Origin of the sequence: Nocardia brasiliensis NBRC 14402 (assembly GCF_000308475.2) — a bacterium.
GTDB classification, from domain to species: domain Bacteria; phylum Actinomycetota; class Actinomycetes; order Mycobacteriales; family Mycobacteriaceae; genus Nocardia; species Nocardia brasiliensis.
The window spans coordinates 1-25,240 of record NZ_BAFT02000083.1 but is presented as its reverse complement, the minus strand read 5'-3'; the positions used below and the strand labels follow the sequence as shown (position 1 = coordinate 25,240).

10 protein-coding genes are annotated in these 25,240 nt (G+C 70.8%); 4 read left to right on the top strand and 6 right to left on the bottom strand.

Features of this window, described 5'->3' with window-relative positions:
- Nucleotides 1-24: 24 nt before the first annotated feature.
- Nucleotides 25-834, bottom strand: a complete 810-nt coding sequence (locus TY25_RS30130; RefSeq protein WP_042261735.1) for an SDR family oxidoreductase — start codon at nucleotides 832-834, stop codon at nucleotides 25-27.
- Between the two features lie 160 nt (nucleotides 835-994).
- On the opposite strand from TY25_RS30130, the gene TY25_RS30125 reads away from it, so the two are divergent.
- Nucleotides 995-2,551 (top strand): (2,3-dihydroxybenzoyl)adenylate synthase, encoded by a 1,557-nt coding sequence (locus TY25_RS30125; protein WP_226887539.1) that lies wholly within the window; start codon nucleotides 995-997, stop codon nucleotides 2,549-2,551.
- 55 nt (nucleotides 2,552-2,606) lie between these two features.
- On the opposite strand, the gene entS is transcribed toward TY25_RS30125, so the two are convergent.
- From entS to TY25_RS30100, 5 genes are all read right to left on the bottom strand, one after another.
- Nucleotides 2,607-3,863 carry an enterobactin transporter EntS gene (entS, locus tag TY25_RS30120; protein WP_042261730.1) on the bottom strand — a complete coding sequence of 419 codons (1,257 nt, stop codon included), beginning with the start codon at nucleotides 3,861-3,863 and terminating at the stop codon, nucleotides 2,607-2,609.
- The gene (locus TY25_RS30115; protein ID WP_042261728.1) at nucleotides 3,860-4,864 is read right to left on the bottom strand and encodes a Fe2+-enterobactin ABC transporter substrate-binding protein; all 1,005 of its coding nucleotides are present in this window, start codon (nucleotides 4,862-4,864) and stop codon (nucleotides 3,860-3,862) included. The genes entS and TY25_RS30115 overlap by 4 nt, the downstream gene beginning before the upstream one ends.
- Nucleotides 4,861-18,279, bottom strand: a complete 13,419-nt coding sequence (locus TY25_RS30110; protein WP_052383286.1) for a non-ribosomal peptide synthetase — start codon at nucleotides 18,277-18,279, stop codon at nucleotides 4,861-4,863. Before TY25_RS30110 ends, TY25_RS30115 begins: the two co-directional genes overlap by 4 nt.
- Nucleotides 18,280-18,374: 95 nt before the next feature.
- Nucleotides 18,375-19,229: a siderophore-interacting protein gene (locus tag TY25_RS30105; RefSeq protein ID WP_042261724.1), complete on the bottom strand. Its 855-nt coding sequence runs from the start codon at nucleotides 19,227-19,229 to the stop codon at nucleotides 18,375-18,377.
- Nucleotides 19,230-19,393: 164 nt separating this feature from the next.
- Nucleotides 19,394-20,350, bottom strand: a complete 957-nt coding sequence (locus TY25_RS30100; protein ID WP_042261721.1) for a purine-nucleoside phosphorylase — start codon at nucleotides 20,348-20,350, stop codon at nucleotides 19,394-19,396.
- Nucleotides 20,351-20,596: 246 nt separating this feature from the next.
- Here TY25_RS30100 and gnd point away from each other — a divergent pair, with 246 nt between their 5' ends.
- The 3 genes from gnd to TY25_RS30085 all read left to right on the top strand — a co-directional run bounded on the left by gnd (nucleotide 20,597) and on the right by TY25_RS30085 (nucleotide 24,719).
- Nucleotides 20,597-22,051: an NADP-dependent phosphogluconate dehydrogenase gene (gene gnd, locus TY25_RS30095; protein WP_042261719.1), complete on the top strand. Its 1,455-nt coding sequence runs from the start codon at nucleotides 20,597-20,599 to the stop codon at nucleotides 22,049-22,051.
- Between the two features lie 338 nt (nucleotides 22,052-22,389).
- On the top strand, nucleotides 22,390-23,511 hold the full coding sequence (locus TY25_RS30090; protein WP_042261716.1) for a serine hydrolase domain-containing protein: 1,122 nt from the start codon (nucleotides 22,390-22,392) through the stop codon (nucleotides 23,509-23,511).
- 758 nt (nucleotides 23,512-24,269) lie between these two features.
- On the top strand, nucleotides 24,270-24,719 hold the full coding sequence (locus tag TY25_RS30085) for a hypothetical protein (RefSeq protein ID WP_146154168.1): 450 nt from the start codon (nucleotides 24,270-24,272) through the stop codon (nucleotides 24,717-24,719).
- The last annotated feature ends 521 nt before the right edge of the window (nucleotides 24,720-25,240 follow it).

Genomic DNA, 25,240 nt, shown 5'->3' with positions numbered 1-25,240 from the left:
TCCTTGTGGGTCGGAACAGAGCCGTCATGCGTCGAACGTCGCGCCGCCATCCACCCGCAGGTCATGCATGGTGATATGGCGGGCGCGGGGAGAAGTCAGGAAGTAGATGCCTTCGGCGACGTCCTCGGGCTGGGCCACCCGGCGCAGCGGGATGCCGAGCCGGAAGCGCTCCGGGTCGCCCGCGAGCACCTGATCGCGGGCCGCGGCGGGCAATTCGGTCGCGGCGTGATCCCACATGCCGCGCAGCATGGCGGTGTCGGTGGAGCCGGGCGAGACCATGTTCACCCGCACGCCCGCGGCAGCCACCTCGAGCCCGAGCGCCATGGCGAACGCGGCGGCCGCGGCCTTGGACGCGCCGTAGGCGGCCATGCCGACCCGAGGGGTGTTGGCGGCGTTCGAGGTGACGACCACGATCGAACCGCCACCGCGCGCGGCGAGCAGCGCGGCGGCCCGGCGGGTCACGTTCATCGTGCCGGTGGCGTTCACGGCCAGGCACCGATCCCATTGGTCGCCGGTCAGTTCCGCGATTCGGCCGGTTTCCAGCACACCCGCGGCGTGCACCACCGACTCGAGCGGGCCGATCCGCTCGACCGCGGCGGCGAAGGCCCGATCGACGGACGCGGCGTCGGTCACGTCGACCTGTTCGGCGTGGGTGTCGACACCAATGCGGCTCGACCGGATCTCTTCCGCTGCGCGGTGCACTGCGGGATCGTGGTCCCAGAGCACCACGGGCGCCGCGGACCGGTCCGCGAAAATCTGTGCCGCCGCTCGTCCGATGCCACCAGCAGCACCGGTGATGATCACACCGCCACCACTTTTACCATCTCGAGACATATGCTTAGCCTAACCTTAATTCTTGATGAAAGTAAACCAAGTGTGATCAGCACGTGAGGAGCTCGTCTTGTCCACGCAATCCGACCTAACCCCTTGGCCGGCAAACGAAGTCGATACCTACCGCGCCCTGGGCTACTGGTCCGGAGAAACCTTCGGTGACATGCTCACCAGCCGCGCGGCCGCCACACCGGAGGCCGTCGCCGTGCTCGACGACCGCAATCGCTGGACCTACGCCGAGCTGGAAACCCGGGCCAGGTCGCTGGCCTCGGGTTTCCTCGAGCTCGGTATCCAGCAGGGCGATCGGGTGCTCGTGCAACTGCCCAATATCGCCGAGTTCGTCGAGGTGATCTTCGGCCTGTTCTACGCGGGCGCGCTGCCGGTCTTCTGCCTGCCCGCGCACCGCCAAGCCGAACTGCTCCCGATCGCGCAGGCCAGCGGCGCGATCGCGATGGTCACCTGTCACCACCACCAGGGGTTCAATCACGCCACGCTCGGCGCGGTGCTGCGCGACAGCGCACCCGAGCTGCGGCATCTGATCCTCGTGCCGGACCACCGGCGTCCCGCCCTGCCGCCGGGCGGCACGCACGGACTCGACGACTTGCGCGCCGCACCACGCGAATTGCCCGAAGTCGACCCGTCCGGCATCGCGTTCCTGCAGCTCTCCGGCGGTAGCACCGGTACGCCGAAGCTCATCCCGCGCACCCACGACGACTACCTGTACAGCGTGCGGCGCAGCGTGCAGATCTGCGGACTCGACGAGACCAGCGTCTACCTGGCGGTGCTGCCGGTGGCGCACAACTTCCCGATGAGTTCGCCGGGCATCCTCGGCGTGCTGTACGCGGGCGGCACCGTGGCGATGGCCATCGAACCCTCCCCCACCACCGCGTTCGGCGCGATCCAGCGTTTCGGCGTGACCATCACCGGCCTCGTGCCGCCGCTGGCCAGACTGTGGGTGGAACGCGCGGAAGCCGGGACGGACTACGACATTTCGAGCCTGCAGGTGCTGCTCGTCGGCGGCGCCCGCTGCCCCGACGAGCTGGCGCGGCGGATCGCCCCCGCGCTCGGGGTCACCCTGCAGCAGGTGTTCGGCATGGCCGAGGGACTGGTCTGCTACACCCGCCTCGACGATCCCGACGAGGTGATCCTGGCCACGCAGGGCAGGCCGATGTCGGACCACGATCGGATCGCCGTCGTCGACGAGCAGGGCGAGCCGGTACCGCCCGGCACGGACGGTCTGCTGATCACCAAGGGTCCATACACGATTCGCGGGTACTACCGCAATGCCGAGGCCAACGCGACCTCGTTCACCGAGGACGGCTGGTACCGCACCGGTGACGTGGTCAACCTGCGCCCGGACGGCAACCTGGTGGTGAAGGGCAGGCTGGGCGACCGGGTCAACCGCGGCGGGGAGAAGATCTCGGCCGAGGAGATCGAGGCACATCTGCTGGACCATCCGTTGATTCGGGACGCGATCGTCGTGTCGGTGCCGGACGAGCGGCTGGGCGAACGCAGTTGCGTGTTCGTGCTGGCGACCGACCCGGCCACCCCGCCCGCGCTCGGTCAGATCCGGCAGTTCGTGCGCGAGCGCGGCGTGGCGACCTGGAAGATCCCGGACCTGCTCGAGGTCGTCGAGAGCTTCCCGGAAACCGGCGTCGGCAAGATCAGCCGCCGTTCCCTGCGCGCCGCGCTCACCGCGCGGGCGGCGCAGTCCGCCTAGCGCGGCCGCCCGTCGAGGTGAGCCGCAGGACTCGCCTCGACGGGCCGCACGGGCCCTAACGGTGCTCGGCCGCCTGCCGGTCGGCCGCCGAGGTGGCCAGCCAGACCGGACGCGAGACCGCGCACAGCAGCAGCCCGAATACCGCCGCGCCGCAGCCGTATACGAGCAGCGCGGTGTCGGGCGCGAAGTACTGACCGAGCACGCCGGCCACCAGCGAACCGACGGCGGTGCCCGAAACCGCCTGCACCAGCCACAGACTCGACACCCGGCCGCGCAGGTCGTCGGGGGTGTGCTGTTGCAGCACCGCGAAGCGGAAGGTGTCGTTCACCGCGCGCCCCAGGCCGAAGCCGGCCAGGCCGAGCACCGCGAAAACCGCGGTGCCGCCGACGCCCACCACGATCAGCGCGACGGGCAGCAACACCACCGAGGCGAGCAGTGCCCGCCCGTTGCGGTGCACCCGCCCGGTCCAGCCGCTGGTGAACAGCCCGACCAGCGCACCGGCCGCCGGTGCGCCGTACAGCCAGCCGAGCACGGCCGGGCCCGCGCCGAGCACCGTGTCCGCGTACGCGGGCAGCAACACCAGCGGACCGCTGACCAGCATCACGGCCAGCCCGACCAGCAGCGTGCCGCGCACGATCTGGTGACCGAGCGCGAACCGCAGGCCGGTCAGCAGCGCCCGCAACGGCGGCTCGTGCACCGAACCGCTCGGCGGATGCGCGCCCACCTCTTGGAACAGCGTGACGGTGAGCGCCGTGGCGGCCGCCGCGACGAAGTAGGTCACCGAAACCCCACTGGCGGCGATGATCACGCCCGCGAGGCCGGGCGTGACGACGGTGCCCAGCTCCGTGGTGAGCGTCATCAGCGCACCCGCCGCGGCCAGCCGGTGCCTGCCGACCAGCGCCGGTGTCAGGGCCATCAGCGCCGAACTGCTCACCCCGCCCGCCACGCCGTCCAGCACCGCGGCGCCGTAGATCACCCACAGCAGTGGATGATCCAGCAGCGCGTTCCCGCCGAGGATGAGGAACCCGACCCCGGCCAGCGAACGCGCCAGCTGAATGGTGCGCCGGCGATCGTGCCGATCGGCCAGCACACCGCCGGACAGACTGCCCGCGAACATCGCGACCGCGGTCACCACCGAGACGCCCGCGACGTGCAGGCTGGACCCGGTGAGCTGATAGACCTGCACCGGCAGGGCCACCATCAGCAGCCCGATACCGAGCAGCGAGATCAGCCGCGCCGCGAAGACATAGCGGAACGCCTTGCTGTCGCGCAGCGGCGAGATATCGATGACGAGGCGACGCAGCACGCTCATCCGAAGGTTTTCGCGATGGTGTCGAGCGTGGTCAGCGCGCCGTGGTAGTCGGGCCGGTAGCTGGTCGCGGGCAGCTCGTAGACCTTGCCGTCGCGGAACGCGGGCAGCCGCGCGTACAGCGGGTTCTGGCCCAGCTCGGCCGCGCTCGGCCCGCCCACCGGGATCACGATGGCCACCGGCGCGTCGGCGACCTTGTCCAGCAGTTCGAGGCTGACCTGGAAGGAGTCACCCGAGCCGTACAGTGCCGGATTCCCGGCCTTGGTCAGCACATCGTCGGCGACGAAACCCAGTTCACCCAATTGGCTGGGCAGCGCCGCGGTCTGCGGCACCACGAACGGTTCCTTGTTGGCGACCGAGAGCAGGTAGACCACCTTGCCGGTCGGCACCTTGCCGGCCGCCTTCACCTGCGCGGCCTTGTCCTGGTAGGCGCTCAGCAGCGCGGGCACCCGGTCGGGCCGGCCGGACGCGTCCGCGACCATCCGCAGTTGTTCCTGCCAGTTGGTCACCTTGGTGGGCACCAGCACGGTCGGCGCGATCGCGGTGAGCTTGTCGTAGAGCTCGCCCGCCTGCACCGCGGTGATGCCCTGCCCGCCACCGATGATCAAGTCCGGGTTCGCGTCGGCGACGGCCTCGATGTTCAGTTCCGCGCCGGCCGGTAATTGCTTGGTGCCTTGAGCCTTCGCCTTGTCCGCCCACTGCGGCGGGAAGCCGCCGTCGAGGTTGGTGATGCCGATGACCCGGGTGTCGGTGGCCACCACCGGCGCGTCGAGCGCGTACAGGTAGTCGGCCAGGCTGCCGCTGAGCACCACGATGCGCTTCGCTTCGTGCGGCACGGTGACCGCGCCGCGATCGGTGGTGATCGTCCTGGTGTGCTCGCCGGCCGCGGTGTCCTCGGACGACGAGCATCCGACGGCGAGGCCCAGCGCCATGGTCAGTCCGCCGAGCAGGGCGACTGCCCGCCGCATGCGTCCGGCGCGGCCGGACGTTCGGGTCGACTTCATCGGTCTCCTTGTGTTGAACGAACTTTCATCTCCAGCTCCCGCTCGATCAACGGCGTGAGCTCGGCCCAGCCCGCCGCGGTGACGAGCCCGGCGTGGTCGAAGGGCAGATGGTGCACCACGGGGTCGAGCCCGAGTCCACGCCAGCCCGCGGCCAGCTCCGCACCCGGCGAGGCGACGGCATCGCACCGCCGATCGGCGGTGAACAGCGTCATCGGGCCGGCGTAGTCCGGAACCGCCGACACCGCCAGCAGTCGCACGCATTCGGTGAAACCGGCGCGCAGCGCGGCGTGCAGGTGCGGGTCCGCGGTGCCGATCTCCGGTGCGAGCACGGTCAGCAATTCGGTGACGTCCGCGTCGATGTCGGGTTCGGCCCGACGGCCGAGCGGTGCGGCATCGATCAGTCCCGCGAAGGCGACCTCCTCTCCTGCCGCACTGAGCTGGGCCGCCATGGCGTGCACCACATTTCCGCCGAACGAGTAGCCGAGCAGGTGGTACGGCCCGCTCGGCTGCTGCGCGCGCACGGTGGCGACGTACTGCGCGGCCAGCTCGTCGATCGACGAGGCGGCCGGCGCCGCGCCGCTCAGCGTGGGCAGTTGCAACCCGAGCACCGGTCGTCCCGCGGACAGACGAGCCGCCAACGGCAGGAACTGCCAGGCGAATCCACCGGCCGGGTGCACGCAGAACAGCGGCGCCTCGGCACCGCCTGCGCGCAGCACGAGCACATGTTCCCGGCCCGGGGCCGAGGACTCCGGCTCGGCCGCGGCGCCCTGGGTGCGGTCCAGGTGCGCGGCCAATTCCGCCACCGTCGGCCGGGCCGTCAGTGTGCCGAGCGAAATGGTCACGCCCAGTGCGCGATCCAGCGCGCCGAGCAGCCGCATCGCGCGCAGCGAATCGCCGCCGAGGTCGAAGAAGCTGTCCTCGATATCCACCTCGGCGAGCTCGAGCACCTGCTCGAACACCGCGCACACCGCCCGCTCCCGGGCCGTCTGCGGCGCCCGGCGCACCGTGCGGCGCTCCGGTTGCGGCAGTGCCGCGCGATCCAGCTTTCCGTTGGGCGTCAACGGGATCGCGTCGATCACCACGATCTCGGCGGGCACCAGCGCGGCGGGCACCTTGGCCCGCACTTCCGGGCGCAGATCACGAGGGGCGCAGCCCGCGTCGAGCACCACGTAGCCGAACAGTCTTGCGGTGCCCGCGGAGTCGGCGCGGACGGTCGCGGCGGCCCGCCGGACGCCGGGCAGCGCGGCCAGCGCGGTCTCCACCTCGGCCAGCTCGATGCGCACGCCGCGGATCTTCACCTGATGATCGACCCGGCCCAGGTACTCCAGTTCCCCATCGGCCCTGCGGCGCACCAGGTCTCCGGTCCGGTACATCCGGCCGCCGTCGGGAGCGAACGGATCCGCGACGAACGTGCCCGCGGTCAGGCCCGCCCGATCCCGGTAGCCGATCGCGATGCCGTCACCGGACAGATACAGCTCGCCCTGCGCGCCGACCGGCACCTCGGCCAGACCCGAATCGAGCACCCGCACCTTGGCATTGCGCACCGGACGGCCCAAACAGGGTGTGGCACTGCCGGATACCGGCGAGCCGAGCGCGTTGATGGTGAACTCGGTCGGCCCGTACAGGTCGTAACCGGTGGCGACGGGATGTTCGCGCAGCAGCGTCCACAGATCCGGCGGCACCGCCTCACCGCCGAGCAGCACCAGGGCAGGCACATGCGCGCCGGTGAGCAGACCGGCCGCGAGCAATTCCCGTGCGTAGGAAGGCGTCACGTTGACCGCGTCGATGCCGACGTCCTGGTAGTGCGCGACCAGCGCGGCGGGCTCCAGTCGCGCCTGCTCGTCGATGACGTGCACCTCGTGCCCGGCGAGCAACCAGAACAGTTCCTCCCACGACATGTCGAAGGAGAACGAGACGGTGTGCGCCACCCGCAGCCTGCCCCGGTTCGCCCGGCGGTCGGTCGGGCCGAAGATCTCGTCGAGGTGGTTGTGGTACATCGTGGTCAGACCGCGATGACCGATCACCACGCCCTTCGGGCGACCGGTCGAACCGGAGGTGTAGATGACGTAGGCCGGTTGATCGGCACAGCTCGGACCGGCCACCGCCGCCTCGGGCACCGCGGGCGGCGGCACCGCACCGTCGAGCACGCGCGCCACCTCGGGCTGATCGATCAGCAACTGCACCCGCGGCCCGCCGTCGCCCTCGACCACGCTCGCCCGATGGACACCGGTGCTGATCAGGGCCGAGGCCGCGCTGTCGGCGAGCAGCTCACGCAGCCGGGCCGGCGGATGGGTCAGATCCAGGGGCAGATACGCCGCCCCGGTGCGCATGACCGCGAAGATCGCCACCACGTGGTCGGCGATGCGCGGCAGCGCGAGCGCGACCACGTCGGTGATCCCCACGCCGCGGCTCGCCAGCAACCGAGCCATCCGGTCGACCCGATCGTCCAGCTCTCGCGCGGTCAGCGCGACCGCTCCGCACACCAGCGCGACGGCGTCCGGGGTCGCGGCGGCCCGTTCCCGCAGCAGCGCGTCGACGCTGCCACCGCGCTGCCCGGGCAGCGGCACGTGCACCCGCTCCGGCGTGAACTCCGGCGCGGCGGCGACCGGCGCCGCGGTGTTCGCGACCACCGTGCGGCCCGCTGCGGTGTCCGGTGCCGCCAGCTGTTCGAGGATGGTGACCAGTCGCGCCAGCATCTGCTCGGCCAGTCCGTCCGGGATCAGATCGGCTCGGTGTTCGAGGGTGATCCGCAGCGGATCCGACCCCGCGCCCGGGTCGACATCGAGGGTGAGGGCGTAGTGCGTGCTGTCCACCGCTTCGCGCCCGACCACGCCGGTGCGCGCGAAAACGTCTGCGGCGCCGCTCTCGTCGCGCGGCAGGTTGCGGAAGACGTAGAGCGTGTCGAACAGCGTCGGGTACCCGGCCGCGCGCTGGATGCGGCCCAAGCCGAGCTGCTGATGCGCGACGAGACCACCTTGCTCGCGCAGCATCCGGCGCAACAGTTCCAGCAACGACTCCCCCGGGCGCACCTGGACGCGCACCGGAATGGTGTTGAGCACCAACCCGATCATCCGTTCCGCACCCGGCACCTCGGGCGAGCGCGCGGAGACCGTCGATCCGAACACCACATCGTCGAGCCCGGTGCTCGCGCGCAACGCCAGTCCCCACGCGGTGGACACCACCGTGGACAGGGTGACCTGGCCGTGCCCGGCCAGCGCGCGCAGCGCCGCGGAGGTCGCCGCGCTCAGTTCGATCCGGGACCGGCCCGGCAGCGGTGACCGGTCCGTGGCCCCGGTGCCGACGAGGGTCGGCTGCCGCAGGTCGGAAAGGTATGCGTGCCAAGCCTTTTCCGAGGCGCCGTGATCCAGACCGGCCAGCCAGCGCAGCTGGTCGCGGAAATCGGCGGCAGGTTCGAGCGCCGCGTCCAGGTCTGCGGCGGTGGCTGTTTCGGCCCGCTCGTAGAGGGTGAACAGTTCGGTGAACAGCAGGGCCAGCGACCAGCCGTCGATCAGCAGGTGATGCAGCGTGAAGACGGCACGGCTGGTGCCGTCCGGCAAACGCACCAGCACCAGTCGGATCAGCGGCGGTGCGCCGAAATCGAAAGGCGTGCGGTATTCCGCGTCCGCCAGCGCCGCCACGGCGGCCGCGGCGTCGTCGGTCGGGCTCAGATCGACTTCCCGGCACGGTGTTTCCCACGTACCCGGAATGAACTGCACCGGTGCGCCGAAGCCCGCGTGGGTGAAACCGGCCCGCAGGTTGGCGTGCCTGCGCAGCACCGCATCGAGGGCGCGGCGCAACAGGTCGGCACGGGCGGGCCGGGCGGCCTCGAACACGAAGCTCACCTGCATGTGGTACGCGTCCGAACCCGCGGCCCGATCGACCACGGACTGGAAGTACATGCCCTCCTGCAACGGACCCAGCGGCAGCACTTCCTGCCACGCCGGGCACAGCGCGTCCAGGCGGGCGCGCTGGTCGCCGTCCACCGTGACGAGGTCCGCCGCGGCGACGGGCGCGGCCGCGGTGTCCGCCGGTGCCGCGGCCGCGGCCAGCTCGCCCAGGGTCGGGTGTTCGAACACGTCCGCGACGCTGAGCACCAAGCCGTGCCGCCGTGCCCCGGTCACCAGCCGCACCGAGGAGATGCTGTCGCCGCCGAGCGCGAAGAAGGCGTCGTCCGGGCCCGGCGCGGCGATGCCGAGCACCTCGCCCGCCAGCGCGCACAGCGTCCGCTCGGCGGCGGTGCTCGGCGCGCGACGCGCGGTATCGGTCCGGGTCGGCTCGGGCAGCGCGGCCCGGTCCACCTTGCCGTTGAGCGTCAACGGCAACGCGTCCAGCACCGCGATCGCCTGCGGCACCATGTATTCGGGGAGAATGCCCGCGACGGCGGCGCGGACCGCCGCCGGGTCCAGCGTGCCGCCCGGCAACGCGACGACGTAGCCGAAGAGCCTGCCGGTGCCTGCGCTGTCCGCGCGGACCGTGGCCGCCGCCCTGGCGACCCCGGCGACCGTCCGCAGCGCGGACTCGACGTCGCCCAGCTCGATCCGGAAGCCGCGCACCTTCACCTGGTCGTCGCTGCGGCGCAGGTATTCCAGCTGTCCGGCACGCTGCCGGACCAGATCACCGGTGCGGTACAACCGGCGGCCGGGCAGATCTGGATCCGGCACGAAGCGCGCGGCGGTCAGTTCCGGCTTACCGAGATAGCCGCGAACCACTTGCGCGCCACCGAGATACAGCTCGCCCGCCACACCCGGCGGCACCGGGCGCAGATGCTCGTCCAGCACTCGGGTGTGCACATCGGTCCACGGTGCGCCGATAGTGACCTGCTCGCCGTCGTGCAGATCGCTCGCCGTCGCCCACACGGTCGCCTCGGTGGGCCCGTACACATTCCGCACCGACCGGCAAGTGGCGACCAGCGCCACTGCGAGATCCGCGGGCAACGCCTCGCCACCCACCAGCGCGCGCACCGCGGCCAGCCGCGGTGCGTCCTCGTGTTCGACCAGCACACGCCAGAGCGAGGGCGTCGCCTGCACGAGCGTCGCGGCGCTGTCGGCGATCAAGGCGTGCAACGCGTCCGGATCCCGGACGGTGGCCCGATCGGCGAGCACCACGGTCGCGCCGACGGTCAACGGCAGCAGCAGCTCCAGCACGGCGATATCGAAGGACACCGTCGTCACCGCCACGATCCGGTCGCCACGACCGATCCAGCCCGCCCCGCCGACGGACTCGGCGAACGCCGCGAGATTCGCCGTGGTCACCATGACGCCCTTGGGCTTTCCGGTCGAACCGGAGGTGTGGATCACGTAGGCCAGGCGCTCGTCCGCCGGCCGCGGCTGCGGCAGCGCCACCGGATCCGGTTGTGCCACAGCGTCGGTCAGCACCGTGGGCGGCCCGCCCGCGGGCAGCCGATCGGCGAGCTCGGAACTGGTCAGCACGCACACCGGGGCCGCGTCCGCGAGCATGTACGCGAGGCGATCCGCCGGGTAGTCGACGTCGAGCGGCAGATAGGCGGCGCCCAGGCGCAGCACGGCGAGCAGTCCGGCGACCAGATCCGTCGAGCGGGCCAGCGCGACGCCGACCACCTGCTCCGGTCCCGCACCCGCCGCCAGCAGCCGCGCGGCGAGATCCGCTGTCCGCGTGGCGAGTTCGGCATAGGTGAGGGAGTCCGCGCCACAGACCACCGCGATCGCGTCGGGGGTCGCACGCACCTGGTCCGCGAAGCGCACCGCCACACCGGGCGGCGTGGTCGAGCGCCGCGCCGGATCACGCGCCGGATCGGGTGCGGCCAGGGTGGTTTCGAAGATGCCTGCCGTCGGCTCGGGCACGACCCGCTCGAGCACGGCGATCAGGCCGTCGACGAGCGCGTCCGCGGTCGCGGGGTCGAACAGGTCGGCGTCGACCACCAGGCGCAGGTTCGCCTCGTCCGGTGCGCCGACATCGGCCAGCCACACCGCCGCGTCGAACCGCGCGGCGGTGGTGACCGGGGGTACCGGCTCGACCCCGAGGCCGCCGAGCTGCGGAGCCGGGGCCGCCGGTTCGTAGGCGACCATGGTCTGGAAGAGCGGATGCCGGGCCAGCGAACGCGGCGGGGCCACAGCGTCGACCACCCGCTCGAAGGGCACGTCCTGGTGCGCCAGCGCGTCCAGCGCGGCGACCCGCACGCGACCGAGCAGCTCCGCGAAACTCGGACGGCCGGTCAGATCGCAGCGGACGACCAGCGTGTTGACGAAATACCCTACGGTGTCCCCGAATTCGCCCGCGTCGTCGTCCAGCACGCTGTCGCGATGCGACACCGTGCTGCCCAGCGGTATATCGCGCCCGGCGCCGAAGGCCGACCAGGTCGTGGCCACCGCCGCCTGCAACACCATCAGCGGACTGACACCGTACGCGCCGCACAGTTCGGTGATCGCCGCGCGCAGCCCGGCGGGCAGCGGCCGGAGCACGGTGTGCCCGCGGTACGCGGCCCGCGCCGGGCGCGGCCGGTCGAACGGCAGCTCCAGCTCGGCGGGCAGACCCGCGAGGGTGTCGCGCCAGTACGCCAGTTGCCCGGCATAGGCGTCCTGCTGCTGTCGGCGACGCTCCCGCACCGCGTACTCGCGATAGTCCGTGCCTGCCGGAGACCACTGGGGCGCTTCGTCTTTCACCCGCGCTCGATACGCGGTGTCCAGGTCGTCGAACAAAGGGCGCAGCGAGGTGGCGTCGAAGGCGATGTGGTGCACCACGAGGACCAGCACGTGGTCGTCGGGCGCGATCTCGAGCAGCGTGGCCCGCGCCGGTGCCGCGGCGGTGATGTCCACGGGCTGGGTCAGGCATGCCGCGATGGCCACGTCGAGGCCCTCGGTCCCGATCGCGTGCCAGTCCAGTCCGGCCGCGTCGGCGGCCGCGAGCACGTGCAGCGTGGCGGACCCGGCGGAGTCCTGCGGATAGGTGGTGCGCAGCACCGGGTGTCGCGCCAGCACGTCGCGCCAGGCGGCGGCGAGCGCGTCGTTGTCGAGCGCACCGCGCAGCCGGACGACCACCGGCACGTCGTAGGTGGTGGACGGTCCTTCCAGCCGGTGCAGGAACCACAGGCGCTCCTGCGCGGGCGACAACGGCGCACCGGTGCCCATGCGGTCGAGCACCACGGGTGTGAACTCTGTTGGGGGCGTTGCCACTTCACTGGCCCCGGCGACCGCGCGCTGCCCGAAGCGCCGCGGATCGATCTGCGCCCGCGTCGCGAGGGTACGCGCCGTCGGGGCGTCGAACACATCGGTGATCGCGACCCGGACGCCCAGCCTGCGCAGCCTGCCCACCAGGCGCATGGCCGTCAGCGAATGCCCGCCCAGCGCGAAGAAGTCGTCGTCGGGACCGATCGAGGCGACCTCGAGTACTCCCGCCGCGCCCTCACGGATCGCCGCCAGCACCGCATCATCGGCGATTCCGGGACTGTCGATCACCCGCGGACGATCCGGTGTCCGCACCGGCGGGCTCGGCGCCACCCAGCCGGTCATGTCGAGCAGTTCGCCCACGCGCGTGTCCTCGGCCTCGACCACCGTGCGCAACACCCGCGCGATCCGCTCGATGATCCGGCCCACCGTCACGTCCGCGACGGCGGACCGGTCGTGGTAGACCACCAGCTCCAGCCGTTCGCCGGGTGGGGCGAGCAGCGTGACCGGGTAGTGCGTGAGTCCGTGATTGTGGAAGCCCGCGATCCGCAGCTCGTGCGATTCCGGCTGTTGCGCACCGGAGTTCGGGAAGTTCTCGAACACCACGAGGGTGTTGAACAGCTGGCCCAGCCCGGCGGCGCGCTCGATCTCGGCCAGGCTCGCCTGCTCGAATTCCTGCATGGCGAACTGTGTTTCCTGCAGCTCGGCGAACAGGTCGAGCAGCGACCGCTCCGGCGCGAGGGTGCACCGCACCGGAATGGTGTTGGTGAACAAGCCGACCATGGCTTCGACGCCGGGCAGTTCGGCCGGACGACCGGATACGGTCGCGCCGAAGACGACGTCGGCCTGCTCGGTGAGTTCGGACAACACGACCGCCCAGGTGCCCTGCACCAGGGTGTTCAGCGTCAACCCGCGGCGCCGGCCCAGTGCGACGAGCGCAGCGGCCTGCGCTGCAGAGAGCGGGACCGGCACCTGCCGGAAGTCTTGTGCGCCGGTCGCTGTCGTGGACAGCAGGCTCGGCGCGGCCAGACCCGCGAGCCTGGCCGCCCACGCGTCGCGCACCGCGCCTCGGTCCTGCTGGGCGATCCACGCCAGGTAGTCGCGGTACGCGGCGGGGGCGGGCAGTTCGGCGCGATGGTAGAGCGCGAGCAGCTCCCGCAGCACGATCGGGGTGGACCAGCCGTCGGTGAGCAGATGGTGCGCGTTGAGCACCAGCCGGTGCTGCGCGTCCGGCAGGTGAATCAGTAAGGCGCGCAACAGCGGCGCTCGATCGACCACGAAACGATGTGCGGCCGCTTCGGTTTCGAGCCGGTCCGCGGCGGCGATCGCGGCCCGCACGGGCAGCGCGGACAGGTCGGCGTAGCGCCACGGCATGCGCAACGTCCGGGGAATGGCCTGCACGGGCCGGTCCAGCGCCGTGTAGTGGAATGCGGCGCCGAGATTGGGATGCCGGGCGAGTACGGCGTCGAAGGCCGTCGCCAGCCGCTGTTCGTCGAGCGGCCCGGTCAAGTCGATCCGCGCGGTCAAGGTGTACACGTCGGCCGCGCCGTCGCGGATCGCGTGGAACAGCAGCCCCTCTTGCAACGGCGAGAGCGGCAGCAGCGCCGCCAACGGGCCGTGCAGCGCTTCCAGTTCGTCGATCCCGTCCTGCGTGGCCGGGACCTCGGGGCAGTCCGACGGCGTCAGCCCACCCTCGAACAGCACCGCGTGCGCGGCGAACGCCTCCAGCGCGAGTTCCCAATGCTCTTGCAGGGCGGTCACTGTCGCCGCACCCAGCACCTCCCCCGCCGCCGTCCATTCCACGGCGAGCCTGGGTGCGTTCTGCTCGTGCACGAACGCGTTGAGCGCCAGCACCTCCGACAGCGCTTTACCCGCGGGCTCGCACACCGCGAACGGATCTTCTTCCGGCAGTTGCCAACCGGTACCGGGCGAGGCGGCGAACCGGCCGAGGTAGTTCAGCAGCAGCTCGGGTGCGGGTGTGCTCGCGAGATCGGGCGCGGTCCGCGGATCCAGGTGGCGCAGCACGCCGTAACCGACGCCGCCACCGGGCACGGCGCGCTTGGCCTCCTTCACCGCGCGCAGCAACCGGCCCGCCGCCGCACCACCGGCGAGGGCCTCGGCCAGTCCGGCCGCGGTATCGATGCCGTCGGCCGGCGCCCAGACCGGGTACTCACTGGTGAACCAGCCCACGGTCCCCGCGAAATCGGTATCCGCCGCCAAGGGGTCGCGTCCGTGGCCCTCGACGGTGACCGGCCTGCCCGTCTCCAACGCCTCGCCGCGGCTGTGCCGCCACGAGTTCACCGCGAGCAGCAGGGCAGCGAGCAGGACGTCGTCGGCACCGGCCCGGTACGCCGCAGGCAGCGTGGTGAGCAGGGCCTCGGTGAGCGCCGGAGCAGCTAGCGTTCTGCTGCGCACCGCGCTTCGCGCGTGATCACGGCGCGGATCCAGCGCCCGTTCGCCCAGCGGGGTCGTCGCCACGCGGCCGAGCGCCGCGCGCCAGTGTTCCGCTTCCGCGGCATAGGTTCCGGCCGCTCCGGCCTCGGCCAGCATCGTGGCGTACCGCCGCCACGAACTGCCCTTGGACACCACCTGCAAGGACCGCCCCTCGCGCGCGGCCCGGCACGCGGCATGCAGCTCGGGCAGCAGTACCCGCCAGGAAACACCGTCGACGGCAAGGTGATTGGCCACCAGGATCAGCCGATCCGGTGTGCCCGCCGGGGTCCGGGCCAGCGCGACGCGCAGGCAGCGGCCGTCGCGCGGGCTCAGCTGATCGGCGAGATCCTGTGCCAGGTCCGGTATCCGGGAAACGTCCTCGACAGTCGGCTCGCTGAGAATATCCGCGGCCTGGACGGCGCCCGGCGCACCGATGGTGAGCGTCGGCGGCGTCGTTTCCGTGTCCAGCACGGCACGCAGCGCGTCGTGCCGGTCGAGCATGGCCTGCACCCCGGTCCGCAGATCCGCGAAATCCAGCGTCTCGTGCAGGGTGAGCACGGTCCACTGTGCGTACCCGGCGATCGCCGCCTCGTCCGGGTTCGCGGCCAGCAAGGCGCGCACGATCGGCGGCAGCGGGACCGTGCCGGTCGGCTCGTCGTCGGTCACCGCGCTCGGCTCGTCGGCGAGCCGGTCGGCCGTCGCGGCGATGGTGCCCAGATCGCCCTGGGCCAGTATCGCTTTCGGCTGGACGAGCAGGCCGTGCGCGCGCAGCCGGCTGCTGACGCTGATCGCGGTGATGCTGTCGCCGCCGAGCCCGAAGAACTCGTCGTCGACACTAACCGCCGGGCGGCCGAGCACCTCGGCGACCACCGCGCATACGGCGCGCTCACGATCGGTGCGCGGCGCGCGTCCACTCGAAACCAGTTGCGGCGCGGGCAGGGCCGCGCGATCCAGCTTGCCGTTCACGGTGGTCGGCAGCGCGTCCAGCACCACGAGCACGGACGGAACCAGGTGGTCGGGAACGGTTTTCGCGAGCCGGTGCCGCAATTCGTCGGCCCCGTCGAGCCGCTGTCCCGACGCGGGCACGAGATAGCCGATCAGCTGAGCCAGGCCCGCGGTGCTCCGGATCACCGCCGCCGCGGCGGCCACCCCGGGCAGCGCGCCGAGGATCGCCTCGACCTCGCCCAGCTCGACCCGGTGGCCGCGGATCTTCACCTGATTGTCGCCGCGGCCCAGGAATTCGTAGCCGTGGCCGGTGCGCCACCGAGCGCGGTCGCCGGTGCGGTACATCCGCGCGCCGGGCGCGCCGAACGGGTCGGCGACGAACCGCTCGGCCGTCACGACCTGGCGGCCGAGGTATCCGCGCGCCAATTGCGGCCCGGCAAGGTACAACTCGCCGACCTCCCCGTGCGGGACGGGCTGCAATGCGCTGTCGAGCAAATAGGTGCTCGTCCCGGCCAGCGGGCCGCCTACGTGCGGCACGGACCCGGACACCGACGCACTCAGCGCGTCGACGGTGGCTTCGGTGGGGCCGTACATGTTTCGCGCGGTCACGCCGGAGGCGACGATGGTCTCCCACAGCGCGGGCGAGGCCGCCTCGCCGCCGAAGAGCAACAGCTGCGGGCGATGTCGCGCGCCGAGCATGCCGTTGTCGATCAACGCGGCGGCCATCGACGGCGTGGTGTCGACCACGTCGATCCGGTCGGCGGCGAACGCGGCCACCTGTGCGGCGGCATCGCGCTGCAATTCGGCGTCGTAGAGGTGCACCCGATGCCCGCACAGCAGCCACAGCAACTGATCGAGCGCGGCGTCGAACGCGAAGGACGCGGTGTGTGCGGTGTGTAACTGCCTGCCCCCCACCCGATCCGCCGCCTCGGCGTAGATGGTCGAGCGATGGTGGTGCAGCAGATGCGCCGCGCCACCCGAGCGGACCAGCACGCCCTTGGGACGGCCGGTGGAGCCCGAGGTGTAGACCACATAGGCAAGATGTTCGGGGTGGCGCGGCGCGGCCAGCTCCGCCGCCGTCAGCGGGCCGTCCGGCGCACCGTCGATCAACGCACGAACGGCACTGTCCGACAAGCGGATCGGGGCCGGCCGGGCGTCACCGGCCAGCACCTCGGCCAAGGCGTCCACCGCGAGCACCTGCACCGGACGGGCGTCGTCGACGATATCGCGCAGCCGCTCGGTCGGGTGCTCGGGATCGAGCACCAGATGCGCCGCGCCCGCATGCTGCACGGCGAGCATCGCCACCACGATCTCGGCGGTTCTGGGTAGCGCGAGTCCGACGATGTCGTCGGGCCCGACACCCTTGCCGCGCAGGAACCGCGCCAGCTGATGCACCTGCCTGCCGAGATCGGCGGCGGTGAGCCGGGTTTCGCCCGCGACCAGGACGATGCGCTCCGGGTACGCGGCGACCATCCGATCGAAGGCCGTGGACAGGTCGTTCGGCGTACCGGGCAGTGCCGCGCTCGCCCGCTCCGCGAGAATCCGCTCCGCGTCCGCTTGCGGATAGGGCGCGACCCGCCCGATCGTCCGATCCTGTCCGTCGGTGAGTTCACCGATCAACCGGACCAGTCCGGCCATCCGCCGCTGCACCGTCTCCGCGTCGACCGAGCGGGCGTCGACCTCGAAGCCCAGCTGGATCCGACCGCCGGACAGCGGGGTGACGGTGAGCCCGAGATCCTCGGGCGGACCGCCGGCCACATTTCGCAACGTGCCGACGGCGCCGGCGAAATCGAGGGCGACGTCGAAAGCCTTGAGATTGATGCCGATCCCGTGCAGCAGCGCGCCGGTCTGCGCGGCGCCGAACTCGCGAGCCAGGTTCTCGCCGCGGTAGCGCTGGTGCGCCCGCAGTCCGCGCAGGGCGTCGGCGACCCGCCTGCTCAGCGTGCCGATCCCGTCGTGACCGGACACCACGAGCCGCAGCGGCAGCACGTTGACCGCCATGGACGGTGTGGTCAAGGCGGTGCGGCCGACGCGAGCCATCACCGGCAACGCGATCACCACGTCGGTCTCGCCGAGCAGCCGATGCACGAATCCCGCGTAGCAGCCGACCAATACGTCCGCCCAGGTGGTGCCGGTCGCCTCGGCCACCGCACCGACGCGGGCCATGAACTCGGCATCGAGCACGGCGCGCGCCTGATGCGTGTGTTCCGCCGGTCCGTCCGGTTGGCTGCCGCGCCCGTCCAGCGACGGCAGCGGGGTGAGCAGGTCGCGCCAGTACGCGCGATCCTGTTCGAACTCCGGTCCCGCCTGGTAAGCCGCGTCCTCGGCGACCAACGTCGTCATCGAACCCCAGCGCACCGGCGCGACGGTGGTGCCGCGCACCAGCGCGGTGTAGTGGGCGGCCACCCGGCGCGAAACCAGTGCTGCGCTGTACCCGTCGATGATCAGGTGGTGGTAGAGCTGGATGCACCACACCTCGTTGTCCGACAGGCGCAGCAAGGTGTAGTTGAACAGCTGCCGGTCGACCATCCCGCGGCACGCCCGCGCGGCCCGAATCCGCTCCGCCTCGACCGCGCGATGCGCGGCGGCGGTCGGGTCCGCCTCGCCGCGCAGATCCACGGTGGGGCGCAGCTGTGCCGCGGCGTCGGTGATCCGCTGCCGCGGCCCGTCCGCGCCGTCGCGGAAACGCAAACGCATGGTGTCGGATTCGGCGATCGTGCGGCGGATCGCAGTGTCCAGCAGGTCCAGATCGATGGGTTCCGGTCCGGCGATCTCGAGCACCTCACCGACCAGATAACCGAGGGTGTCGGGGTCGAGGCGTTGGGCATTCCAGATCCCGAGTTGCGCTCCGGTCAAAGCGAATTCATCGTGCCCGTGCACCGCCGGAAGATCCGTCACAACCCATTCCTCAATCTCGAGCCACACACGTTCAACGCCTGCCGTCGCACGACACCGGGACAGCAGGCGGGTAATGCCGAAACCGACAGCCGCCGTTATTCGGCGTCGGCCTCGTGGTCCTCGTCGAAGTCCGCGTGCCCGCGCTTCCAGTAGGCCGTGACATCGGAGTCACCGGGCTTGGCGCGCAACACTTCTCGTACCCAGCGGCGCAGCGGCCGCACCACGCCCGCCTCGGCGGCGATCCAGGCGTAGATCCGCTCGCCCTGCGGCAGCGCGACGCCGCGCACCGCGCGCTCGAGCAGGTCCGAGCACCCCGGCGCGACCTCGCCGCGGTGCAGCCAGCGCACCTCGACGCCCGCGGGCGCGCTCAGCTCGATCTGTTCCGACTCGTCGACCACCTCGATGAACGCCCAACCCGCGGCGTCGGCGGGCAGCGCCTCCAGCCAGCGGGCGATCGCGGGCAGCGCGGTGATATCGCCGGCCAGCAGGTACCGGTCATAGGTGAACGGCACCACCAGTCCGCCGGGCGGGCCGGCGATGTACACCCGTGTCCCGGGCGTTGCCGCCGCGGCCCACTCCGCCGCGTGGCCGCCCGGATGCAGCGCGAAATCGATATCGAGTTCACCGGCCGCCGCGTCATAGCGCCGCACCGTGTACTCACGCGAAATCGGCAGCGGACGCGGCCATTTCAGGGCGAGATCGACTTGCTCGGGCAGGCGCAGCGAACCATCGGGATCCGGGTAGATCAGCCGGACGTGCTCGGTGGGGGCGTGACTTTCGAACCCGGCGAGTTCGGGACCGCCGAAGGTCAGCCTGCGCAGTCCCGAACCGATCATCCGGGTGTCGAGCACGGCCACTTCGCGCAGGCCGATCGGGTACGGCACCTTGGCGCCGCCCGCCTCGCCGTCGAGCACTTCGGCGATCCGTTCGAGATGAGCCGCCCGGTTCATGCGAGCGCGCCGATTTTCGTCATTTGTGTGACATCCCTTGCGTTCCATGGAGATCCATCGGCCGATCGGGCCGACGTGCACCACCTCCGGCGCAAAGTCTGAGGTTAGCCTAACTTAATTTACCGAGCAACACCACCGGTCCGAATCGGTGCCGCGGCACTGCTCTACCGCGTGCGCTGCGGCGGGTTCTTCAGCAGGTGATCGACCACCAGCCGGCCGAGGGTGTAGCCGTTGTCCAGCGACAGCCGGAACCCGGCGGACTGCTGCTGGATGTGGTCCATGACGCTCTGACCGGGATAGGGCTGATCGAAGTTGCTCACGGTGCGCAGCGACAGGTACCGATCCAGCTTGCCGTGCCGCTGCAGCACCGCCGCGGTCGCGTTGTCCTCCATCTGCGTCGTGCAGTAGACGCCGCGCCCCTCGGTGCGCACGCCCATGATGTAGCGCGCGGTATCGGAGAGCTGCTTGCCGGAATACCAGTCGTCGCCGGTCATGGTGTCGCACTTGACCACCGCGGGCTTGCGGCCCTCCTGACCGGGGAACTGCGCCCGCTCGGCGGCGGCCTCGGGGCTGTCGGCGAGCGGGGCGTGCTCGGTCAGCCGGAACGCCGTCTCGACCAGCGACTCGTTCAGCTGGAAGGCGGCGGTGTCGTAGTTCTCGACAGGCCGGTACCCGTAGGGCAGCTCCGGCGCCTCCGCGGGCACGAGATGATTCCCGAGATCGAAGTCGACCACCCAGCGCGCCCAGGCCGCGCCGCCGAGCGTGCCCTGATCCGGCGGGGTGCCCGCGGTGCCGACGGTGAGGAAATAGGCGTCGTCGAAATCGAGCTGTGGACTGTCCAGCAGCGCCATCATGGTGGACGCCGCATTGGTCTTGCCCTGCCCGGTCTGCGCGACGCACAGGCCCTCGGCGTTGCAGCGCACCGGCTTGTACGCGGTGGGCAGGTTGACCGTGATCGGCAGCGATTCGCGTTGCAACCACGGCTCCGTCTCCGGGTCGAACATGGTGATCACCAGCACCCCGACCTTGACCGGTTTCGCCTCGTCGGTGCCACCGCACCCGGCACTCAGCGCGGCGACGGCGAACACGATGCAGGCGACGACCCAGCGACGTAGCGGCATCGGATGATCCTATGTTATGCCGGGGCGTGGTCGTGAGCTGCGCGGATCCGAACCGGGCCGACCGCTGAGCCGAGCGGCCCGCCCATGTAGGTTGGACGGCAGGTTCTCTTGCGGCACAAGCGAACCACCGGGCCCCGCCGACCTGCGGTTACGGTGCGCCCGCGGATTCGACGAGCAAGCCAGACGCTCGGGTGCCGACAGTCGGTGGAGCGCGGCCGGTCCGCGCCGAGTGAAAGGCCAGACAGCATGACGTCATCGGCGGGATCGAACGCACGCGCCCACATCGGGGTCACCGGCCTCGCGGTGATGGGAAGCAATATCGCGCGCAACTTCGCCCGTCACGGACACACCGTGGCACTGCACAACCGCAGCATCGCCAAGACCGACGCGCTGCTCGCGGCGCACGGCGACGAGGGCGATTTCGTGCGCACCGAGACGATCGAAGAGTTCGTCGGCGCGCTGCAGAAGCCGCGCCGCGTGCTGATCATGGTCAAGGCAGGCGCCCCCACCGACGCGGTGATCGAGGAACTCGCCGCCGCGATGGACGAGGGCGACATCATCATCGACGGCGGCAACGCGCTGTTCACCGATACCATCCGCCGGGAGAAGTCGTTGCGCGAGCGCGGCCTGCACTTCGTCGGCGCGGGCATCTCCGGCGGCGAAGAAGGCGCGCTGAACGGCCCCGCCATCATGCCCGGCGGCCCGAAGGAGTCCTACGAGACGCTCGGCCCATTGCTGGAGTCGATCGCCGCGCAGGTCGACGGGACGCCGTGCTGCACCCACATCGGGCCGGACGGCTCGGGCCACTTCGTGAAGATGGTGCACAACGGCATCGAGTACGCCGACATGCAGCTCATCGGCGAGGCCTATCACCTGCTGCGCGACGCGCTCGGCTTCGACGCCAAGCAGATCGCCGACGTCTTCACCGGCTGGAACCAGGGTGAGCTGGAGAGCTACCTGGTCGAGATCACCGCCGAGGTGCTGAACCAGACCGACGCCAAGACCGGCACCCCGCTGGTCGATGTCATCCTCGACGCCGCCGAACAGAAGGGCACCGGCCGCTGGACCGTCAAGGCGGCGCTGGACCTCGGCGTGCCGGTGACCGGTATCGCCGAGGCCGTGTTCGCCCGCGCCCTTTCCGGCGCCACCGCGCAGCGCGCGGCCGCCGGTGGCCTCGCCGCCGGACAGCTGGCCGCCAAGCCCACCGACGCCGAGCAGTTCACCGCCGACATCGAGCGCGCGCTCTACGCGTCGAAAGTGGTGGCCTACGCCCAGGGCTTCGACCAGATCGCCGCCGCAAGCGTCGAATACGACTGGCATCTGCGGCCCGGTGATCTGGCGACCATCTGGCGCGGCGGCTGCATCATTCGCGCCCGCTTCCTCAACCGCATCAAGGACGCGTACGACACCAACCCGCAGCTGCCCAGCCTCATTCTCGACCCGTTCTTCCAGGCGGCCATCGAGAACGCCATCGACAGCTGGCGCCGGGTGGTGGCCGCCGCCGTGCAACTCGGTATCCCTGTCCCGGCCTTCGCGTCCTCGCTCGCTTACTACGACGGCCTGCGCGCCAAGCGCCTGCCCGCCGCCCTCACCCAGGCCCAGCGGGACTACTTCGGCGCACACACCTACGAGCGCATCGATATGCCCGGCAAGTACCACACCCTGTGGAGCGGCGACCGCAGCGAGATCGCAGCCGACTGATCCCCCGCGCACACCCGGCCCGGGCGCCGATCTTGTCCGGGTCGGGCGCACCGAGCACACCATCCGGGCCGGTCGCCGAATCCCGTTGGCTGCCCGCCCGATCCGCGCCCTCGGTGCGCCGCCGCGGCGCCAGCCGGTCGGTATCGAGCGACAACTCGGAGCCGGAGACGGTCGGCGGGCCGAACTCCCTGGCCCGCCTCGGCGAAACGCACCGTGCCGTAGGTCCCCCGGCGTCTTCGGTGCATCTGATGGACCACGGGTGGCAGCGCCGAATCCCGGGTCCGGGTACGGGTTTTCCCTGATGTGGGGAGCACTCCGGGACTTCTAGTGTCCGAGTCATGCGTAAGTTGGCTCTGGTCATGGCATTCGTCGCACTGGTTGCCGCCGGGTGCGCGAAATCCACCTCGGAAGCAGCGCCCGACGGTGCAGCCGACGGTGCGGCGCGGGTGCAGGCGGATCTCGACGAGCTGGTGCGGTCGGGCATCACCGGGGCCGTCGCGACCACCACCGTGGCCGGACACACCACGACGCTGTCCGCAGGCGTCGCGAATCGGGTTACGGGCGAACCGATTCCGACCGATCACCCGCAGCGGGTACGGGTGGGCAGTGTCGGCAAGAGCTTCATCGCGACGATCGTGCTGCAACTGGTCGGCGAGGGCCGCATTCGCCTGGACGAGCCGATCGATACCTACCTGCCCGGCTTGCTGACCGGCGACGGCGTCGACGGACGCGCGATCACCGTGCGCCAGATGCTGCAGCACCGCAGCGGATTACCGGAGTTCAGCGACGACGCGGAGGTCGACGAAGTCGCGGCCGCCGCGGCGGGGCGAGTGTTCACAGCCGACGAGGAAATCCGGCTCGCCCTGCGCCGCCCCGCCCAATTCGCACCCGGAACCCGGCAGAAATACACCAACACGAACTACGTCGTGCTCACCGAACTCATTCGCACCAGCACCGGCAATCCCTATGCCGCCGAACTGGAACGGCGCATCATCGCCCCGCTCGGCCTCGCCGACACCTACCTGCCGCCGACCGGCGAACACGACATCCGCGGTCCGCACCCGCACGGCTACGCGATCATCGACGGCACCCGCACCGATGTCACGCGCATCGAACCCTCGGTACCCGGCGCCGCAGGCGGACTCGTATCCACCGGCGCGGACCTCAACCGCTTCTTCACCGCCCTGATCGCCGGCGAACTGCTCCGCCGCCCGGAAATGGACGCGATGCTGGCAAGCCTGCCGATGAGCGAGCCCTACCCCCTCGACTACGGCCTCGGCCTGATGACCACCGACCTACCCTGCGGCACAAAATTCCTCGGCCACACCGGCGGCATCACCGGCTACATCACCTTGTCCGGCGCCACCCCCCAAGGCCGAGCCGCAACCCTCACCATCACCGAATCCGCCGATATCGAATCCCGCGCCGACAGCTTGCTTGCCCACGCGTTGTGCCCGTGAATGTGTGAGAAGGCTACCGTCGTCCCCTTGTGTGCGCGGGCCGTCGTCACGGGTGCCGGAGTTGTTGGTGCGGTGCGGTTTCGGCGGGTCGGTCTCCCGTCAAAGTGTCCCCCGTCCCAGGTTTACACCCGGATTATGCTGAGCACGTCGTCTGCCGTACCCGGCTGTAGGCGCACTTCAGGTGCGCGATGTCTTGTCCCGGCGTGGTCATCTGGCTGTGGTTGCGTTTCGGGCGGCTTGGGAAGAAACGGGCCGCCCGGGAGTGGACCAAGCGACAGATAGGTAGGGGGCTCACAGAGTTTTCATACGGTTCACAGGGGTCGTAGGCCCTGTGAACCGTATGGAAGCTCTGTGAAGCCCACGCCACAGCCCATCACCACGCCGGAACCGGCGATCGCGGTGGGCAGTGCGAACCAAGCGACAGATAGGTGCGTGTGGACACGCGGAAGCCCAGATCTGCACCCAACGCGCCCAGCACCATTCCTGTAACTCCCGAGGCAGGCACACCGAACTGAGCCGGTAGAACTTCGGCAGCCAGCCAACCACCCCAAACGCAAGAACCGACCGCAAAGACCACCACACTTATTCGGCAGCACCACATTGCGCCCCCTGCAACCCCGAACCCCCACCGCAGAACAGAATTGGAGTTGAACTCCGGAAGCCGAAAAGCAAGGATGGGATGAGTGTGCGGATCGGCCCATGCGCCGCCCGTCGCTACTCCAACCGGGGGATTCCATTGCTAGAGAGAGCATTTCAACGTGTTTAAATCCAACAGAGTCGTCGCCACCACGATGGCGACGCTCGGTGCGCTTGCTGCGACGATCGCGCTCGCCGCACCACAAGCCGGGGCGGCAGTCACGAATATGCATATCGAGCAGGGGCAGAGCTTCGGCAGTTCGGACGCCCTTGGCACCGGCTGCTCGTACGAAGTAACCATCACCACCGATCCGGGCACGACGATCGGCATGCTCGATCAGATCGGCGACGATCCGCGGACCGCGGACCACAAGCAGTTCCGGCCGGGCAAGATCGTCGCGGACGCGTCCGGCATCGCGCGCACCACGTGGATCCCCGACCGCAAGGGCCCGCACAAGCTCGTAGCCCTCGAACTCTCCGACGGCGACGACTTCGAGGCCTACGTCCGCCGCGGCCAAATCAACGTCGGCACCGGCATCAACCTGGGCCCTGCCTGCGCTGTCCTCCCCTGATCGCCTCCCCACCCAACCACGTGGCTGCCGCACCCGATAGCGCAAGCCATGCCGGTAGCGGCAGCCACGCCGAGTAGCCGCTGCCCCACCGGGCAGCGCCAGCCGCACCCGGTGGCTGCCGCGCGACCCTCGCCACCCCGCGCGTGTGTCGTTCAACAGACACGCGCGCGGGACGACGAAACCTGCGCGGCACGCGCTACGGCTACCAAACCGCGCGGCCGCCGCGCCGGATAGCGCCAGGTGGCGCCAGCCACGCCAGGTCGCGCCAGCCACGCCCGGTGGCTGCGGCGCGGTTTTCATAGCCCCGCGCGATCTTTGCCACCCCGTGCGATCTCACCGTCCCGCGCGGGATTCGCCATCCCGCGCGACTCTCGCCATCCCGCGCGACTCTCACCGTCCCGCACGGCTTTCGCCATCCCGCACGGCTTTCGCCATCCCGCACGGCTTTCGCCATCCCGCACGGCTTTCGCCATCCCGCACGGCTTTCGCCATCCCGCACGGCTTTCGCCATCCCGCACGGC

Excerpts from the sequence above, each read along its gene's own strand:
- TY25_RS30105 (WP_042261724.1), bottom strand. The coding sequence starts at position 19,229 with ATGAACCGGGCGGCTCATCTCGAACGGATCGCCGAAGTGCTCGACGGC.
- TY25_RS30100 (WP_042261721.1), bottom strand. The coding sequence starts at position 20,350 with ATGCCGCTACGTCGCTGGGTCGTCGCCTGCATCGTGTTCGCCGTCGCC.
- TY25_RS30130 (WP_042261735.1), bottom strand. The coding sequence starts at position 834 with ATGTCTCGAGATGGTAAAAGTGGTGGCGGTGTGATCATCACCGGTGCT.
- TY25_RS30090 (WP_042261716.1), top strand. The coding sequence starts at position 22,390 with ATGCGTAAGTTGGCTCTGGTCATGGCATTCGTCGCACTGGTTGCCGCC.
- gnd (WP_042261719.1), top strand. The coding sequence starts at position 20,597 with ATGACGTCATCGGCGGGATCGAACGCACGCGCCCACATCGGGGTCACC.
- entS (WP_042261730.1), bottom strand. The coding sequence starts at position 3,863 with ATGAGCGTGCTGCGTCGCCTCGTCATCGATATCTCGCCGCTGCGCGAC.
- TY25_RS30125 (WP_226887539.1), top strand. The coding sequence starts at position 995 with ATGCTCACCAGCCGCGCGGCCGCCACACCGGAGGCCGTCGCCGTGCTC.
- TY25_RS30115 (WP_042261728.1), bottom strand. The coding sequence starts at position 4,864 with ATGAAGTCGACCCGAACGTCCGGCCGCGCCGGACGCATGCGGCGGGCA.